The following is a 16872-nucleotide window of genomic DNA, read 5'->3' on the forward strand; positions in this document are numbered from 1 at the left end:
CATGACGATACTGCTTCCCGCCTCGGCGAGGGGAGGCGAAAAACCACGGGTGCCGACGTCCTCACGGTGAGGACGTCGGCACCCGTGGTGGTGTGGAGCGGGAGCGACAGTCGGTCAGCTCACGGCGACCTTTTCGCTTTCAGCTGGGCGAGCCGCCTCGGTGGCATTGGTCGACGTACCGTGCGTATCCGGTTCGAGCGAGAGCTCGTCGAACGGGTTCTGACCGGACAGGGTGGCGCGAGCCTGGTCCATATCGATCTCGCCGGTCCACTTGCCGATGAGCAGGGTAGCCACGGCATTGCCGGTGAAGTTCGTCAGCGCACGGCACTCGGACATGAACTTGTCGATGCCGACGATGACGCCCGCCTGCCTCAGCCCGTCTCGGTGCTCGGGGTGAACATGCGCACGATCTCGCGCTTGAGGATCTTGCCGCTGGGTCCCTTGGGGAGTTCGTCGAGGAATTCGATGATCCGCGGGATCTTGTAGGCGGCGAGATTCTCCCGACAGAACCGCTCGACCTCATCGGCGTCGAGGTCGGAGCCTGGGGTGCGGGCGATGACAGCCGTCACCTGCTGACCGTACTTCTCGTCCGGGGTGCCCACGACGCTGGCCTGATCGACCTCGGGGATCTCATAGAGGACCTCTTCGACCTCGCGCGGGTAGACGTTGTATCCGCCGTGGATAATGAGGTCCTTGATGCGGTCGACGATGAAGAGGTACCCGTCCTCGTCCACCCGGCCGAGGTCGCCGGTGCGGAACCAGCCCTCGGCGTCGAGCACCTCGGCGGTGGCCTCGGGTTTCTTCCAGTAGCCGGCCATGACCGCGGGCCCACGGAGCAGCACCTCACCCACCTCACCGGCAGGCAGCTCGTCGCCGGTGGTGGGGTCGATGATCTTGACCTCGAATCCGGGCACCGCCGGACCGACGCTCGTGGGCTTCCTCGTCCCGTGCAGCGGGTTGAAGGTGCCCAGCCCGGACGTCTCCGTGAGCCCGTAGCCCTCGGCCAGCGGTGCCGTGAAGCGATCTTCGACCCGACGGACCACCTCGGCGGCGATCGAGGCGCCTCCCGAGCTGATGATGCGCAGGTCCGGGGCGTCGCCCTCGGGTGCCTTCGCCAGCACCGACATCCACATCGTCGGTACGCCGGAGACGATGGTCGTCTCATCCTCGGCGAGGGAATCGATGAAGGCCTGCGGATCCCAACGGGGGAAGAGCGTCACCGGTGCGCCGGCACTCATCGCCGGCAGGGTGACGGCCGCCAGACCGAACACGTGGAAGAGCGGCAGACCGGTCGCGGACCGATCCGACGGGGTGGCCTCGATCATTTCGCGGACGATGTCGGTGGCCGAAATGAAATTGCCCAAGGTCAGCATCGTCCCCTTCGGCTTGCCCGTCGTGCCCGAGGTATAGAGGAGCGCGGCGAGGTCATCCCAGGCGAAATCGGCACGATCGACGGTGACATCGGACTCGGCGCCCACCTCGGCGCGCGGACCCTCATTGCCGACGATGGCCAGGGTCCGGAAGCCGACATCGTGCTGCGCAGCCGCGGTCTTCCCTGCCTCGGCCGAAGCAGGATGAGCCACGAGCACGCGGGCCTCCGAGTCGGCGAGGATGTAGTCGAGCTCCCTGACCGTCGAGAGCGGATTGACGGCGACGACCACCAGCCCGGCAGCGTGCGCACCGAAGAACTCGACGAGGAACTCCGGGCAGGTGGGCGCGATGAGCACGATCCGATCACCCGGGCGGACATCCGCAGTCAGGTACCGGTCACGCGCGGCACCGATCTCGCCGAGGAGGCGCACCTTCGACAGTGACACCCGATCCGGTCCCGGAGGCGTGGCCGCTGCGACGGACTCCGGGTACTTCTCCGCCCACGGGGTGAGCAGGTCAATGATCGATGTGCGGGTCATGAAACTCCTTCGGATCACGACGTGGACGGGCCCGCGGCGGGGCTCGACAGCAATACGTGGATGCTGAAATACTTGAACCTGAGTACAGGTTCAACTATAGGTCGGTCGCGTTTCGGACACAACGGGGTGCGCCGGAGAGGAAGAGGGCTATGGACATCGAGGGACGCACCGCCGTCGTCACCGGGGCGGCATCGGGGATCGGGGCGGCGCTGGCCGCGGCCCTGTACGAGCGCGGAGCCCGAGTGCTGCTCGCCGACCTCGCTGAGGCGGTCGCGGACACCGCGACGCAACTGGGCCAACCGCACTGGACCGGGGACGTCTCCACGGCGACAGGCGTGGACGATCTGTTGGCCACCGCCGAGAGCGAGCTCGGCGACGTCGAGCTCTACTTCGCCAATGCCGGGATCGCCGGAGCCTCCGGAATCGGCGGCGAACGCGACTGGGACCGCATCCTCGACGTCAACTTGCGGGCGCACGTCCGCGCCGCAGAACGGCTCGTGCCCCGCTGGCAAGCTCGGGGAGAAGGATATTTCGTGGCCACCGCCTCGGCGGCGGGACTGCTCACGCAGATCGGGCAGGCCGGCTACTCGGTGACCAAGCACGCCGCGCTCGCCTTCGCCGAATGGCTGTCGGTGACCTATGGCGACGACGGCGTGGGCGTCTCCGTGCTCGCCCCGATGGGAGTGAACACGAAGATCCTGTGGGGCGAAGACCCGGACTCCCTGACTGCAGAGGAACTCGCCGCCCAACGGGCCGTGTCCGAGGCCGGCAATGTTCTTGAGCCGGCGGACGTCGCCAAGACCGTCATGGCCGCCGTCGAAGCCGAGACCTTCCTCATCCTGCCCCACCCCGAAGTCCTGGATATGTACCGGATGAAGGGGTCGGACTACGACCGCTGGATCCGCGGGATGCGCCGCTACCAGGCAAAGCTGCGTGGCAGCGGCGCTGCGGGCTGAGCCGATTAAGCAGGCTGGGCCGCGACGGTCTCCGTGCGCAGGTGCTCACCTGGCACGGCCGTCGGGGACTGCCTGACGGATTTCGGGTTCGTCTCCTTCAGAGCCAAGGTCGACACAACCGTGATCAGCGCCATCGCACACACGAACAGCGTGATCCCCAGCGTCGATCCGTCCATCTTCGCGATCAGCCACGTCATGACGATGGGCGTCGAGCCCGACACGACGATCGCGCTGAGCTGATAGGCCAGAGAGACCGCGGAGAAGCGGATCTGCGGGGCGAACAATTCGCCGAAGTACGCGGCGATCGGGGCGTAGATGAGTGACTGGAACACGCTGGCCACGCTGATCGAGACCGCGAAGAGGACGATGTCCGTCGTATTGATCAGGGCGAAATAGGGGAACGCCCACGCCAGCAGGCCGACGCCACCGATGATGATGACCGGACGGCGACCGATCTTATCGGCGAGCCTGCCGCCGATCAGAATGGTGGCGATGCCGAACACGCAGGAGAGCATGGCGGCGATGAGCATCTGTCCGTAGTCCATCCCCAGGTAGCTCGTGCCGTAGGACAGGGCACCGGCGATCGTGATGTAGAAGACGCAGTTCGTTCCCGACAGTGTGCCCGCCGCCAGCAGGATCGTCTTCCAGTGCGATCTGATCGCCTGCCACAGTGGGGCCTGCACGACCTTCGGCTTGGCCGCGGACACATCGTTCTCGAGCTTCCTGAACTCGGGGGAGTCCTCGACCTTGAGCTGGATGTACATGACGATCGGCACGAGCAGCGCCGTGGCCCAGAACGGGATCCGCCAGCCCCAGGAGACGAATGCCGCCTCATCGACTGCGGACGAGACGATGACGAAGGCCAGATTGCCCAGCAGGGCGCCGGTGGGAACGCCGACCTGCATGAACGAGCCCGAGAATGCTCGGTGCTTGGGCCCGGCGGACTCGCTGAGCAGCAGTGCCAGTCCGCCCCACTGGGCGCCGCAGGCGATGCCCTGGATGAATCGGCACGTGACGAGCAGGACCGGGGCCATGATGCCGATGCTCCCGGCCGAGGGCAGGCAGCCGATGAGGAAGGTGAAGACAGCCATGCCCAGCAGGGCGATGACCACCATCGGTTTGCGGCCGATCTTGTCGCCGAAGTTGCCGGCGACGAGCCCGCCGACCGGCCGCGCGATGAAGCCGGTGGCGAAGGTCGAGAACGACAGGAGTGTGCCGGTGACCCCGCTCGCATCAGGGAAGAAGACCTGAGGGAAGACCAGTGCGGCCGCTGTGCCGTAGAGGAAGAAGTCGTACCACTCGATTGAGGAGCCGACGAGACCGGCGGCTCGCAGCCCGGCATGCTTGGCCGGTGCCGCCTGCGGTGGGGTGGTTTGTGCGGTGGCTGACATGGGAGATTTCCTTCATCGTTGAAAATGGTCTCTCAGTGCATGTGGTCAGTGCATGTGGTCGGTGCGTGCATGGGGTCGGTACGTGTAGTCAGCGCATGTCACTCGAAGTAGCGGCGCGGATTCTTCACCAGCATCGTGTCGATATCGTCTTCGGATACGCCCTTGTCCAGCAGCATCGGAATGACGTCGTCGCTGATGTGGCGGAAGTGCCAGTTCGGCTGGATCTGCGCCTTCTCTTCCTGAGTGAAGTAGTCGATGTAGCACGCTGCATCGTGGGCCAGGGTGATGCGTTCGACATAGCCGCGACGGACGAGTTCGACGATGGTGTCTACGCGCGGTTCGGTCGGCAGATAGGCGTCGATGCCGAACCGGTCCATGCCCAGGAACGATCCGTTCTCGGCGATCTGGGACAGGTAGTCAAGATCCGTCGAATCGCCCGAGTGGCCGATGATGACCTTCTCCAGCACCGCGCCCTCCTCCTTGAGCACACGCTGCGTGACCAGGCCGGAGCCGGTAGCCGGATTGGTGTGCACGGTGATGGGAGCACCGGTCTGAGCGCTCGCCTGACCCACCGCCCGCATCGTGCGCTCGACTCCCTCGGTGAGTCCGGGGGATTCGATGGCGCATTTGAGGAATGCGGCCTTGATGCCGGTGTCGGCGATGCCCTCCGTGAGGTCGCGGACGAACAGCCCCACGAGTGGTTCCGGTTCGTCGATGAGCAGGCCCGGGCCGCGATGTTCGAACTGGTGGGGGAGATCGGTGAAGGTGTAGAGGCCGGTGGCCACGATGATGTTGAGATCGGTCCGCTCGGCCACCTTCTGCACTCGGGGGATGTAGCGTCCGAGGCCGACGACCGTGGGATCGAAGATCGTGTCGATGCCTGCGGCCTTGAGGTCATTGAGCTTGGTCACGGCGTCGGAGATTCTCTCCTCGTCGTCCCATGTCGTGTCATAGTTCTGCCGCATCTCCTCGCTGAGGACGAAGATGTGCTCGTGGACGAGGGTCCTGCCGAGTTCGCTGCTGTCGATGGTGCCGGTGACGGTCTGGACTTCTGTCATGGGTGCCGCTCCTTTGCGTAGACGTCCCTGCCGTGTGGTGTGTTTCGGTTGCACCTTGAAGTGACCCGGCATACACGGCTAGTCTCAGACTAATGAATCTGAACTCAATTTCAAGAGTGGTTTCAGATTCCGGATTCACCTGATCGATTCCGACTCGCTCCACTGATCGAAAGGCAGACAATGACGACTCCCATCAGGCCCACGACGATCGCCGAGATCGACGCGCTCGTCGGCAAGGAACTCGGTCCCACCGGCTGGCACACGCTCGTCCAGGACGACATCAACACCTTCGCCGACCTGACGAATGACCACCAGTGGATCCACGTCGATGAGGATCGTGCCGCTGAGGGTCCCTTCGGCGGCACGATCGGCCACGGTCTGTTCACCCTGTCTCTGGGACCGGCGTTCATGGAGGAGCTCATGGCCTTCGACGGGTTCGCCCACAGTCTCAACTACGGCTACGACAAGGTGCGCTTCCCGCAGCCTCGACCGGTGGGCTCGAAGGTGCGCATGCGGGCCACGATCTCCGCCGTCGACCCGCGCGGAACCGGTTCCGCACAGGTGACCACCACCCAGATCTTCGAAGCAGACGGCATCGAGAAGCCGATCTGCGTCGCCGAATCACTCGGCTACTTCACCGAACACGGCGCAGATATCTGAAAAAGGGAGTTTCCATGGACATGTCGACACTGTTTGCACTGAAGGGGCGCAGCGCGCTGATCACCGGCGGCTCGCGCGGGATCGGCAGGATGATCGCCGAGGGGTTGGTGCAGTCGGGCGTGCGCGCCTATATCACCGCCCGCAAGGCCGAGGCCTGTGACGCGACCGCGGCCGAGCTGTCCGAACAGGGAACCTGTGTGTCCCTGCCCGGCGACATTTCGACGAAGGAGGGACTCGCCTCGGTGGTGGCCCGACTCCGGGAGCACGAGACGAATCTGGACATTCTCGTCAACAACGCCGGTGCCGCCTGGGGTGCGCCGTTCGACGAGTTTTCGGAGGACGGGTGGGACAAGGTCATGGACCTCAACCTCAAGGCGATGTTCTTCCTCACCCAGGCACTCGCGCCGGACCTGCGGGCCGCCGCGGCCGCGGGCGACCACCTCGCCAAAGTCATCAACGTCGCCTCGATCGACGGCATCCGACCCAATCCGCTGGAGACCTACAGCTATCACGCGTCCAAGGCCGGAGTGGTCCACCTGACCAAACGCTTGGCCTCCCGACTGGCCCCAGACGGAGTGATCGTCAGCGGCATCGCCCCCGGAGCCTTCGGGACGAAGATGAACAAGGACGCCCGCGACCACGGCGACGAGGTGAAGACGCAGATCCCGGCAGGACGGATCGGCACCGGTGAGGACATGGCCGGAGTCGCGGCCTACCTCGCTTCTCGGGCCGGGGACTACGTCGTGGGGGAGACGATCGTCGTCGACGGCGGTGTCGTCGCCTCGTCTCGTCTCTGACGTCCTCGACGACGACCCAGTCGGCCGCCCCGCTGACGGCTTCACTCGCTGCTCCGCCCAGATCCGCTCCCGATCGACCGCCCTGACAGCATCACCCACGTGGCGAACCCAAACGAAAGGACCCCCGACCATCATGAGAGCAATGCAGCTGAGAGCCACCGACGGCCCCGGCTCCCTCGAACTGCGCGACATCGAGACTCCGACACCCGGGCCTGGCGAGGTCCTCATCGACGTCGCCTATGCCGGCGTGACCTTCCCCGAACTGCTCCAATCTCGCGGGCAGTACCAGATGCAGCCGCCGCTGCCCTACACAGTGGGGTCGGAAGTCTCCGGAGCCGTGCGTGAGCTGGGCGAAGGCGTCACCGGTCTCAGCGTCGGCGACCGCGTCGTCGGGGTGGCGAATACGGGGGCCTACGCGGAGTCCATCGTCGTCCCGGCCGCCAGCGTCCTCCCGCTTCCGGAGTCCGTATCGCTGACCGCAGGAGCAGGAATGCCGATGAACCTACTGACCGCGGACTTCGCGCTGCGCGTGCGCGGGAGACTCGAACCGGGTCAGACGGTCCTCGTCCACGGCGCCGCAGGCGGACTCGGCAGCGCCCTCGTCCAGGTCGCCCGCGCCTACGGCGGAGAAGTCGTGGGCGTGGTCTCGACCGAGGAGAAGGCGGAAACGGTGCGCAGCCTCGGCGCTTCTCGTGTGGTCTTGGCCGAACGGTTCAAAGACACGGTCAAGGACCTGCTCCCTGGCGGTGTCGACCTCGTCGCCGACCCGGTCGGCGGTGATCGGTTCACCGATTCCCTGCGCACACTGAAGACCTTCGGCACTCTTCTGGTCCTCGGATTCACCGCAGGATCCATCCCCGAAGTCAAGGTCAACCGTCTGCTGTTGAACAACATCTCCGTGGCCGGAGTGGGGTGGGGCGCGGCACTGGCCGGACGACCGGAGATGGTCGCCACCCAGTGGGACACGCTGTGGCCGCATCTGAGTTCAGGGGCACTCGATCCCGTCATTCACAGCGTGCTCCCGTTGGAAAGGGCGCAGGAGGCCCTCGAGCTCATCGACTCCCGATCCGTGCGCGGCAAGGTCGTCCTCGAAGTCAGAGGAGAGACCGGCGGCGCCGGTGCCCATGATCAACAGACCTGACACCGCATACACCCTCTCACCGAGAAAGCAGGAACTATGGACTTCGCACCAGATGAGACGACCCGCGACTACCAATCCAGACTCAACGCCTTCATGGACGACTTCGTCTACCCGGCTGAGCCGGTCTACCACCGGCAGCGGGCCGAGGCCGGGGACCCGAACTTCCACCCGCCCGTCCTCGAAGACCTCAAACGTGAGGCCCGGTCCCAGGGACTGTGGAACCTGTTCCTGCCGTACGACGAATGGGGTGCAGGACTGACGAACCTCCAGTACGCCCACCTCGCCGAGATCACGGGACGCAGCGCAGAGATCGCCCCCGAGGCCATCAACTGCAACGCCCCCGATACCGGGAACATGGAAGTGCTTGCGCTCTTCGGAACCGACGAACACAAGGAGAAGTGGCTCAAGCCGCTGCTCGACGGTGAGATCGCCTCGGCGTTCTGCATGACGGAGCCAGCGGTGGCGAGCTCTGATGCGACGAACATCGAGATGAGCATCGTTCCTGATGGGGACGACTATGTGCTCAATGGGCGGAAATGGTTCGCCTCGAACGCTCTGCACGCCAACTGTCGGGTCTTCATCGTCATGGGCAAGACCGACCCGAACGCCGAGGCCCACCGACAGCAGTCGATGCTCGTCGTCCCCAAGGACACCCCCGGCATCACCGTCGTCCGGGGACTGCCCGTGTTCGGCTACCTCGACCGGGAAGGCCACGCCGAGGTGGTGTTCGAGGACGTGCGAGTGCCGAAGACCGCGCTGCTGTCCGGTGAGGGCGACGGATTCGCCATCAGCCAAGCCCGGCTGGGCCCGGGCCGCATCCACCACTGCATGCGCTCGATCGGGATGGCCGAACGCGCCCTCGACCTGCTCATCGACCGTGCTCAGGAGCGGGTGACCTTCGGTCAGCCGCTGGCAGAGCGGGCGAACATCCAGGACTGGATCGCCGAGGCGCGCGTCGAGATCGAAGCCACCCGCCTCCTCGTGCTCAAAGCTGCGTGGATGATGGACACGGTCGGCAACAAGGAAGCGGCCACGGAGATCGCGGCCATCAAGGTCAAGGCCCCGAACATGGCGCTTGAGATCATCGACCGGGCGATCCAGGTCCACGGTGGCGGCGGAGTCACCGACGATTTTCCGTTGGCCAGCTTCTACGCCCATCAGCGCACCCTGCGTTTGGCCGATGGCCCCGACGAAGTCCACAAACGTTCGATCGCGCGGCGTGAACTGCGGCGCAGGAAGAACGCACGGGAGTCTCGATGAGCGTCGAACTCGATCTGCCGAGCCTGGCCGGCTGGATGCGGGACGCGGGCGAACCGGTGACCGGTTCGCTCCGCGGTGCCCGTGTGGGTCAGGGGCAGTCGAATCTCACCTACCGTATCGACGACGAGGCGGGCCGGTCCTGGATCGCCCGTCGGCCCCCGCTGGGACATCTCCTCGCCTCGGCCCATGACGTGGCCCGCGAGTTTCGGATCATCTCCGCACTGCAGTCGACCGAAGTGCCGGTGCCTGCCACAGTCGGAGTCTGTGAGGATCCCGCGGTCGCCGATGTCCCCGTCGTCATCATGGAACATGTCGAGGGAACCGTCATCGACGATGAGGAGGCCGCGCGCAAGCTCGCCCCCGAAGTACGCAGACGTCTCGGTCTCGAACTGGCTCGGACCCTGGCGAAGATCCATGTCGCTGATATCGACGCCGTGGGCTTGGGTGACCTGGCTTCGCGGAAGCCCTACGCGCCGAGGCAGCTGAAGAGGTGGAGCCGCCAACTCGAGGAGAGCCGGACCCAGGACCGCCCGGATCTCGACGCACTGACGACGGTGCTGACCGAGCACCTGCCCGAGCCTGGCGAGATCACTCTGGTCCATGGCGACTTCCACATCCGCAACGTCATCATCGACGACGCCACCGGTGACATTCGGGCTGTTCTCGATTGGGAACTGGCGACATTGGGTGACCCGCTGGCCGATGTGGGCAGCTCGTTGGCGTATTGGACTCAGGCCGGCGAGACGCCCGATGAACCCCTAGCCCCCACGGCAGTGGACGGATTCCCGACCCGGGCCGAGATCGCTGCCGAATACCTGGCGGCATCGGGCCGCAGCGGGCGAACACTCGGTTTTTGGCACACACTGGGGCTGTGGAAGATCGCGATCATCGCCGAGGGCATCCGTCGTCGGGTGTCGGAGAACCCTGAGAATGCTGCCGCCCATGGCGTGCCCACAGCGCGTGACATCCAGGAACTCATTGATCAGGGATGGGCCGTTGCGCGGGAGAGCGGGCTGGCATCATGAGGCCCTCACCTCGCTCGCACCGAAGAGATGGATTGTAGGATTGGCTGTCATGTCGATGACCGAAGATTCAGCTGAGGATCTGCCCACGCTCGTGGATGGCGCGCTCCTGCGTGATATGCCGACGACCACGCGAGGAATCCGCACCCGAGCGGCCTTGGTCGCCGCCGCTCGAGTCGTGTTCGAACGTGATGGTTTCATCGATTCTCGGCTGACCGACATCACCAAAGAGGCCAAGTGCTCCACGGGCACGTTCTACACCTACTTCGACAGCAAGGAGCAGGCTTTCGCTGCTGTGCTCAGCGAAGCCCAGGAGGACATGCTCCACCCGGGCCCGCCGCACAGCGGCGACGAAGAGCGCACCGTTGTCGAGCAGCTCCAAGCCGGACATCGGGCCTATGTCGAGTCGTATAAGCGCAACGCGAAGCTGATGCTCCTGCTCGAACAGGTCGCCGCGATCGACGCGAACTTCCGTCGCCTGCGCCTCGACCGGGCGAGGGCCTTCGCCGAACGCAATTGCCGGTGGATCCAAAAGCTCCAGGACGAAGGCTACGTGGACCCGAGCCTCGACCCCCTCATGTCCGCCCGGGCGCTGTCAGCGATGGTCGGGCGGATGGCGTACTTCAAATATGCGGTCGAGGAACCAGGGTGGGGCAGTGACGATCTGATCGTGGAGACTGCGACGAAACTGTGGATCAACGCACTGGGCATTCCCACCGACGGTTCACGTCGCAAATAGCAGTCACCGGGCCGCCGGGTGCCCAGCATCGGCCGACGGCCCAGCGGCCGGTGGCGGGTGGCCGCTGGACCGAGAACCCATGCACCTTGATCAACGAGGAGACTGACCCATGACAATATCGACGACGTCCCAGCCCTTTAGCGGTGCCCCGTTCGACAACGCCTCGGTGGCCGCACGCTTGGCAGAGCTGCCGGCGACTGCTGACGCCGAGGCGCTGACGGTGACCACTGACCAGGGGGAGTTCACCGCTTTCCGAGCAACGCCGACGCACCCGGATCCCGACCTCGGCGAGGCGATCCTTCTGCACGGGTGGCCTGAATACGCCTCCTGCTGGGAGAGGACTGCTGGCCTGCTCCTCGCACAGGGGATGGGGGTGTTCGCCTATGACCAACGAGGATATTCGCCGGGAATACGGCCGGATTCAGTCGGGGAGTATACGATCGCGCGCCTGGTCGCCGACCTCGACGAAGTCTCCCGCGCGGCGGGACTCGAACGCTTCCACCTCGTCGGTCATGATTGGGGCGGACTGGTCGCGTGGCCCTTTGTCGCGAACCACCCGCAGCGTCTGCACACCTGCACCGTCGTGTCGACGCCGCACCCCCGAGCGCTGGGCAAACAACTGAAGACGGACGACGATCAGTATGAACGCATGGGCTATATGCGGTCGATCCAAGACCACCCGGAGGGAGTGGCCCGAACATTGCTGCGCGATGTCGGAAAGAAGCTGGTCGATCTCTACGGCGGCGCCGTCCCCGAAGATCTCGCAGCCTCCTATGTTGCGCGATTCAGTGAACCGGGGGCTTTTCTGTCCGTGCTCAAGTACTACCAGGCGATGGATGGCCGCGATCGGACGCCGAGCACTCCCGTCACGGTGCCCACCAGTCTTGTGTGGGGCAGCGAGGACATCGCATTCTCCCGCACAACTGCAGAGCTCAGCGCTCGCTACGTCGATGGGCCCTATCGTTTTGTCCCTCTCGAGGGCGCGTCTCATTGGCTTCCCGAATCACACCCGAACGACATCGCTTCCACGGTCATCAACCAGGCACGGGAGCACGCGGCGGACCGCCTGAGATGTAATTAGTTTCCCGGCGGCCCGGAGGACCGCTGTGAACCCGCCAGGGCGTCAGCCGATGACATGACGATACTGCGCCCCCGCCTCGGCGAGGGGAGACGAAGCACCACGGGTGCCGACGTCCTTACGATGAGGACATCGGCACCCGTGGTGGTGGTGGAGGGGGAGCGACCGAAGGTCAGTGCACTGTGACCTTTTCGCTTTCAGCGGGGCGAGCCGCCTCGGCGGGGGCACCGTGTGCATCCGGTTCGAGCGAGAGCTCATCGAACGGGTTGTCACCCGACAGGGTGGCGCGGGCGACGTCGAGGTCGATCTCGTTCGTCCACTTGCCGATGAGCAGGGTGGCCACGGCATTGCCGGTGAAGTTCGTCAGCGCACGGCACTCGGACATGAACTTGTCGATGCCGACGATGACGCCCATGCCGTCGAGCAGCTCGGGACGGTGCGACTGCAGACCCGCGGCCAGGGTAGCCAAGCCCGCACCGGTGACTCCGGCGGCGCCCTTCGACGCGATGATCATGAACACGAGCAGCGAGATCTGCTCGGGGATCGACATCGGCATGCCCATGGCCGAGGACACGAACAGCGAGGCCATGGTCAGGTAGATGGCGGTGCCGTCGAGGTTGAACGAGTAGCCGGTGGGCACGGTGATGCCGACGACCGGCTTCGAGACTCCGGCGTGCTCCATCTTCGCGATGAGGCGCGGCAGGGCCGACTCGGACGACGAGGTGGAGAAGATGAGCAGGAACTCACGGGCCAGGTACTTCAGCAGCAGGAAGATGTTCAGGCCGGTGACGATCTTGAGCAGACCGCCGAGGACGATGACGATGAACAGCGCGCAGGTGAGGTAGAAGGCGCCCATGAGGGTCGCCATGGCACCGATCGCGGCCCAGCCGGTCTTGCCGACGACCGCGGCGATCGCACCGAAGGCGCCGACGGGAGCGGCCCACATGATCATCATCATGAGCTTGAAGACGACCGCCTGGATGTGCTTGATTCCGGTGAGCACGGGCTCGCCGGCCTTGCCCATCGACTGCAGGGCGAAGCCGACGAGGAGTGCGAGCACGAGGGTCGGCAGCACCGGGATGTCACCGGGGATGAGGCTCATGAGGAAGCCGACCATGCCGCCTTCCTCACCGCCGGCAGCTTCCTCGTACGGCTGGAGGTGGAGTCCGTCGCCGGGGTGGATGAAGTTGCCGACGACGAGGCCGATGACCAGGGCGAAGGTCGCCATGACCAGGAAGTAGATGAGGGCCAGTCCGCCGACCTTGCCGACGGTGGCCGCCTTCGCCACGGAGCCGACGCCGAGCACGATGGTGCAGAAGATGACCGGGGCGATGATCATCTTGATGAGCGCGACGAACGCCTTGCCCAGCGGTTCGAGTGCGATTCCCGCCTCGGGGGCGATTAGCCCGATGGCGGCACCGGCGAACACGGCCACGATGACCATGATGTAGAGCCAGTGAGTGCGATCCTTCTTCCGCTGCGGGGCTCCCGGTTCAGGAGCGTTCGCCGCGGCGGTGCTCTCCTTGTCGAAGGAGCCGCCCTTCTGTTGTGGCGACATTGCCATGATTCCTCCAAATGCTGTTCGCAACCTCACCCGTCGGTGGATGTGATTGCGCGCGACTGCTGGCCGCGGTAGTTCTGTACCCGACAACTGTGCCAGCCGATGTGACGGGTGTCTCGGTTGCGTTCATAGTGTTCACAGGAGGAGTGAGACGCGCCGAGGCAGGAGCATGGCCAGGGAGGACGGGCCGGCGAGGGTCAGGCCTGCGGCTCCTCCGCGTGCTGGTGATCGGCATCGGCACGCGGTGCCCGCTGTTCGAGGGCCTTGAGGCCGATGGGGCAGGTGATGGTGAGCTTGAGGCGTCGGCTCTTCGCGTCTTCGACGGCGCGCCGCATGAGCTCTCGGCGGTGCTGATCCGCCTGCATAGGCTCGATAGCTTCGCAGTAGATGAACATGACCTCATTGGCATCAGGCTCGAGTTTGTAATGGAGCGCGGCCACGAGTCTGCCGGGAAGGTAGAGGTCGTACTTCGAGGATTCCTGGTTGTTGAGCATCGTGTACATAGTGGTCTCCTGGGGTGGGTCGGTCAGAATGGTCGGTGTCACCAGTCGCTGGGCGACAGAGCCGCCGCAGATGCTGGGTCTCGCAGGTCATGGAGGAAAGTTTGCGCCCAGTGGCGGACGTCGAAAGCGGCGACGGTGTCGGCCATCGCATCCATGCGCTTCCGGGCCTCGTCTTCGCTGAGCGTGGCCGCGTGATGGATGGCCGCCTTCAGGCCGGCCCGATCATGGGGATTGACGATGATGGCTTGGTCGAGTTCTTCGGCGGCTCCTGAGAATTCGGAGAGGACGAGTGCACCGCCCCTGCCTCGGCGGGCAGTGACGAATTCCTTGGCCACGAGGTTCATCCCATCCCGCAGGGAGGTGACGAGCAGGATGTCGGCGGCCAGGTACAGGGCGACGGCTTCCTCTGTCGAATGTGAGTGGTGGGAGTAGTGGATGACATCGCCGCCGAGAGTGGAGAACCTCCCATTGATGCGCCCGACCGTATGTTCGACCTCGTCGCGCAGGTCCTGGTAGGCGCGCACGCCTTCGCGAGAGGGGACTGCGATCTGCGCGAGACAGGTTCCCTGCGCATCGAGCAGTCCGTCGTCGATCAGCTCCTCGAAAGCCCACAGCCGGTGCAGGATTCCCTTCGAGTAGTCGAGGCGATCCACCCCGATCATGAGGGTGGCGGGATCGCCCAGGTCACGGCGAAAGCATCGGGCCATCTCCTGTACCGCGGGGGATTCGGCCGCGGCCCGGATCTCATCAACGTCGATCGAGATCGGGTACGAGCCGACGCGGCCGCGAAGTTCCTCGGGATCCATGCCCAGCAGCTTCTGCATAGCCTGGCGGGCCTTAGCGGCATCGGCCTCTCGCTGGAGACCGATGACATCGGCCCCGAGCAGGCCGCGGAGGATTTCGTCACGCCAGGGCAGCTGGGCCATCTGCTCGACGGGAGGGAACGGAATATGGCAGAAGTATCCGATCCGGATGTCCGGTCGTTGAGCGCGGATCATCGCCGGTACGAGCTGGAGGTGGTAATCGTGTACCCAGACTGTCGCCCCAGTCTCGGCGGCCTCGACCGCGGCCTGTGCGAATCGCGCGTTGACTTCCCGATAGGCCAGCCACCATGAGCGGTGGTACTGCGGTGCGACGATGAGGTCGTGGTGCAGCGGCCATAGAGTAGCGTTGCAGAATCCCTCATAGTACTGCTGATGTTCGTCATGGCTGAGCGAGACGGGGACGAGGCTCATCCCGTCGAAATCGAAGGGCTCGAGGCTGTCGTCATGTGTGTTCGCCCAGCCGACCCAGGCTCCGGCGTGCTCACGCACCACGGGAGCCACGGCTGAGACCAGCCCGCCGGGCGAGGCCTCCCACGTTCCGTCGATGCGGTCGACGGGGAGGCGATTGGCCACCACGACGAAAGCATGGCGGTCAGTTTCCATCATCTTCTCTTCTTCTCGTGCCGCCGGGCCGGATCGTGCCGGCACATCGACTTCTGGGACATGGGATCTGAAAGCATGGCCGAAGGGCGGAGGCGGACAGTGCCTCCGCCCTCCAGCCGCGTCCCTCAGTTCTCCGGAGAGTTCTTGAGCGAGTCTCTGACGCCCTTCAGCGAATCTTTGGCATCGTCGCCGACCTGCTTGATCTTGCCTTTGGCAGCGTCGGTCTTGCCCTCGGCCTCGAGGCTCTTGTCATCGGTGGCCTTGCCGGCAGCAGCCTTCGCCTTGCCCTTGAGCTCCTCTGCTTTGTCTGAGGTCTTGTCGGCCTTGTCGTGGGAATTCATGATTCGTCCTTTCGTGTGGATCGGTCTGGACGTCCTGCTCTGTCGAGCACTATTCATGTTTACGGTGTAATCAACCTAGCAGACCGAGTTTTCGCTGCGCAATAGATCCGGCGAGTCGGGTGGTCGATGGAGGGTGATAGCTTAGTCATCCATGAGGAGTTTACAGTGTAATCGCGTTATCAGAGGATCTCTCGACGCGTCGGATCAAGCGAGTAGACTGACGGTGAAATCCGCCCGGTCTGCGACATCTCCGACGAGGAAAGGGAGGCGCGCGTGGTTCAGCAGCGACTTGATCGTGCACAGGTCGTCGAGTCGGCGATCGCCTTCGTCGACGCCTGCGGTCTCAGCGAGCTCACGATGCGTCGCCTCGGAACGGCCTTGGACGTAGAGGCGATGGCACTGTATCGGCATGTTTCGGGGCGGGGGGACCTCCTCGAGGCCATGGTCGACGAGCTCATCGACGGCCTCTTCGACGACGATCTCATGACAGAGGACTCCCATTCGTGGGAGGAGTATCTGCAGCGTGTCGCCAATGCCACGCGGAATCTGGCCCTCAAGCATCCGCGGATCTTCCCGCTCATCGCCACCCAGCCACCTCAGGCGCCCTGGCTCCGTCCGCCGCTGCGAAGCGTGCGCTGGGTCGAGGACTTCCTGTCCTCGCTGCAGCGCTTCGGATTTGCCGACGCCGAGGCGGTGGCGGCATACAAGGCCTTCACGAGCTTCCTCGTCGGCGCGCTTCTGCTCCAAGCGGCCTCCCTGACCCCGGAGGTCCTCGGAGATGAGGAAGAGTCCTCCGCCGGCGACGACCTCAGCGAGTACCCCACGGTGGCCCGATTGCAGGGCCTGCTCATGGAAGACCACGCCCAGCGCGAGTTCGACGACGCCCTCGACGATCTCATCGAGCGGATCCGCACCACCACGCAGGGCTGAGAATCTCGGCAGATGGCTCCGAGAGCCCTTGAGCTGTGGCGTGCCTGCGCCCTCACGGATAGTCTTGGCTCAGTGACGATCCGATTACAAAGGAGCAG

Annotated in this window: 16 protein-coding genes and 1 pseudogene; 9 read left to right on the forward strand and 8 right to left on the reverse strand. The window is 64.9% G+C overall.

Annotation, left to right across the window (positions count from 1 at the left end; genetic code table 11):
* Window positions 1-114: 114 nt before the first annotated feature.
* Together ACSBQT_RS03700 and ACSBQT_RS03705 are read right to left on the reverse strand one after the other, a co-directional pair.
* Window positions 115-393: pseudogene (locus tag ACSBQT_RS03700) on the reverse strand (C4-dicarboxylate transporter DctA); the annotation flags it as partial.
* Window positions 372-1910 carry an AMP-binding protein gene (locus ACSBQT_RS03705; protein ID WP_410709823.1) on the reverse strand — a complete coding sequence of 513 codons (1539 nt, stop codon included), beginning with the start codon at window positions 1908-1910 and terminating at the stop codon, window positions 372-374. The gene ACSBQT_RS03705 and the pseudogene ACSBQT_RS03700, both read right to left, overlap by 22 nt.
* 149 nt (window positions 1911-2059) lie before the next feature.
* Here ACSBQT_RS03705 and ACSBQT_RS03710 point away from each other — a divergent pair, with 149 nt between their 5' ends.
* A complete protein-coding gene (locus ACSBQT_RS03710) occupies window positions 2060-2866 on the forward strand; it encodes an SDR family oxidoreductase (protein WP_410709824.1) in 807 nt (268 codons plus the stop codon).
* Window positions 2867-2871: 5 nt separating this feature from the next.
* Here the strand turns inward: ACSBQT_RS03710 and ACSBQT_RS03715 are convergent, their stop codons facing one another.
* Both ACSBQT_RS03715 and ACSBQT_RS03720 read right to left on the reverse strand, forming a co-directional pair.
* On the reverse strand, window positions 2872-4257 hold the full coding sequence (locus ACSBQT_RS03715) for an MFS transporter (RefSeq protein ID WP_410709825.1): 1386 nt from the start codon (window positions 4255-4257) through the stop codon (window positions 2872-2874).
* A 98-nt stretch (window positions 4258-4355) separates the two neighbouring features.
* Entirely contained in the window at window positions 4356-5315 is a 960-nt protein-coding gene (locus ACSBQT_RS03720) for a phosphotriesterase family protein (RefSeq protein ID WP_435000917.1), read from the reverse strand.
* A gap of 180 nt (window positions 5316-5495) precedes the next feature.
* On the opposite strand from ACSBQT_RS03720, the gene ACSBQT_RS03725 reads away from it, so the two are divergent.
* From ACSBQT_RS03725 to ACSBQT_RS03755, 7 genes are all read left to right on the forward strand, one after another.
* Window positions 5496-5975 carry a MaoC family dehydratase gene (locus tag ACSBQT_RS03725; protein WP_410709827.1) on the forward strand — a complete coding sequence of 160 codons (480 nt, stop codon included), beginning with the start codon at window positions 5496-5498 and terminating at the stop codon, window positions 5973-5975.
* 14 nt (window positions 5976-5989) lie between these two features.
* The gene (locus ACSBQT_RS03730) at window positions 5990-6772 is read left to right on the forward strand and encodes an SDR family oxidoreductase (RefSeq protein ID WP_410709828.1); all 783 of its coding nucleotides are present in this window, start codon (window positions 5990-5992) and stop codon (window positions 6770-6772) included.
* Window positions 6773-6905: 133 nt separating this feature from the next.
* Window positions 6906-7913, forward strand: a complete 1008-nt coding sequence (locus ACSBQT_RS03735) for an NADPH:quinone oxidoreductase family protein (protein ID WP_410709829.1) — start codon at window positions 6906-6908, stop codon at window positions 7911-7913.
* A gap of 36 nt (window positions 7914-7949) precedes the next feature.
* Window positions 7950-9173, forward strand: coding sequence for an acyl-CoA dehydrogenase family protein (locus tag ACSBQT_RS03740; RefSeq protein WP_410709830.1), 1224 nt, complete (start codon window positions 7950-7952; stop codon window positions 9171-9173).
* Window positions 9170-10198 (forward strand): phosphotransferase family protein, encoded by a 1029-nt coding sequence (locus tag ACSBQT_RS03745; RefSeq protein WP_410709831.1) that lies wholly within the window; start codon window positions 9170-9172, stop codon window positions 10196-10198. The genes ACSBQT_RS03740 and ACSBQT_RS03745 overlap by 4 nt, the downstream gene beginning before the upstream one ends.
* Window positions 10199-10247: 49 nt before the next feature.
* Window positions 10248-10934, forward strand: a complete 687-nt coding sequence (locus ACSBQT_RS03750; protein WP_410709832.1) for a TetR/AcrR family transcriptional regulator — start codon at window positions 10248-10250, stop codon at window positions 10932-10934.
* Between the two features lie 109 nt (window positions 10935-11043).
* Entirely contained in the window at window positions 11044-12015 is a 972-nt protein-coding gene (locus ACSBQT_RS03755; RefSeq protein ID WP_410709833.1) for an alpha/beta fold hydrolase, read from the forward strand.
* Window positions 12016-12184: 169 nt separating this feature from the next.
* On the opposite strand, the gene ACSBQT_RS03760 is transcribed toward ACSBQT_RS03755, so the two are convergent.
* The 4 genes from ACSBQT_RS03760 to ACSBQT_RS03775 all read right to left on the reverse strand — a co-directional run bounded on the left by ACSBQT_RS03760 (window position 12185) and on the right by ACSBQT_RS03775 (window position 15844).
* Window positions 12185-13570 carry a cation:dicarboxylate symporter family transporter gene (locus ACSBQT_RS03760; RefSeq protein ID WP_410709834.1) on the reverse strand — a complete coding sequence of 462 codons (1386 nt, stop codon included), beginning with the start codon at window positions 13568-13570 and terminating at the stop codon, window positions 12185-12187.
* 200 nt (window positions 13571-13770) lie between these two features.
* The gene (locus ACSBQT_RS03765; protein ID WP_101546193.1) at window positions 13771-14076 is read right to left on the reverse strand and encodes a hypothetical protein; all 306 of its coding nucleotides are present in this window, start codon (window positions 14074-14076) and stop codon (window positions 13771-13773) included.
* Between the two features lie 38 nt (window positions 14077-14114).
* Window positions 14115-15506 (reverse strand): alpha,alpha-trehalose-phosphate synthase (UDP-forming), encoded by a 1392-nt coding sequence (locus tag ACSBQT_RS03770; RefSeq protein WP_410709835.1) that lies wholly within the window; start codon window positions 15504-15506, stop codon window positions 14115-14117.
* Window positions 15507-15628: 122 nt separating this feature from the next.
* Window positions 15629-15844, reverse strand: a complete 216-nt coding sequence (locus ACSBQT_RS03775; RefSeq protein WP_410709836.1) for a CsbD family protein — start codon at window positions 15842-15844, stop codon at window positions 15629-15631.
* A gap of 273 nt (window positions 15845-16117) precedes the next feature.
* Here ACSBQT_RS03775 and ACSBQT_RS03780 point away from each other — a divergent pair, with 273 nt between their 5' ends.
* The gene (locus tag ACSBQT_RS03780; protein WP_410709837.1) at window positions 16118-16774 is read left to right on the forward strand and encodes a TetR/AcrR family transcriptional regulator; all 657 of its coding nucleotides are present in this window, start codon (window positions 16118-16120) and stop codon (window positions 16772-16774) included.
* Window positions 16775-16872: the final 98 nt, after the last annotated feature.

It is taken from the genome of Brevibacterium sp. H602 (genome assembly GCF_051172395.1).
Taxonomy (GTDB): Bacteria; Actinomycetota; Actinomycetes; order Actinomycetales; family Brevibacteriaceae; genus Brevibacterium.